Genomic DNA, 365 nt, shown 5'->3' on the forward strand with positions numbered 1-365 from the left:
GTCGTGACCCTGACCGAGGAAAATATCGCTGCGGAACTGGAGCGCAATGCGCAGCGGCGGTCGATTGAAATTGAGTTTCAACTGGACTCGGAGTATCCCCTTCAGACCGCGGTGGACGATGTGCGGGCCGTTGCGGCCGATACATTGCCGCGGGGCATCGGGTTGATTTTTCAGGGTGAGGCTCAAACTCTCGATGAAACTTCGCGAGAGGTGGCGCTGACCTACATCATTGCACTGGTGGTGGTGTTCCTGGTGTTATGCGCCCAGTTTGAAAGTTTTACCAGTGCTCTGATTGTCATGGTCACGGTGCCGTTTGGCATTGCAGCGGCGATTCTGGCCATTTTGATTACCGGCACCAGCATCAA

Annotated in this window: 1 protein-coding gene; it reads left to right on the forward strand. The window is 55.3% G+C overall.

Going from position 1 to position 365, the window contains the following annotated elements; genetic code table 11:
- Positions 1-365 (forward strand): efflux RND transporter permease subunit (locus B3187_RS06590; protein WP_286805265.1); only part of this gene is annotated, 365 nt, incomplete at both ends.

It is taken from the genome of Marinimicrobium sp. UBA4209 (assembly GCF_002381585.1).
Taxonomy (GTDB): Bacteria; Pseudomonadota; Gammaproteobacteria; order Pseudomonadales; family Cellvibrionaceae; genus Marinimicrobium; species Marinimicrobium koreense.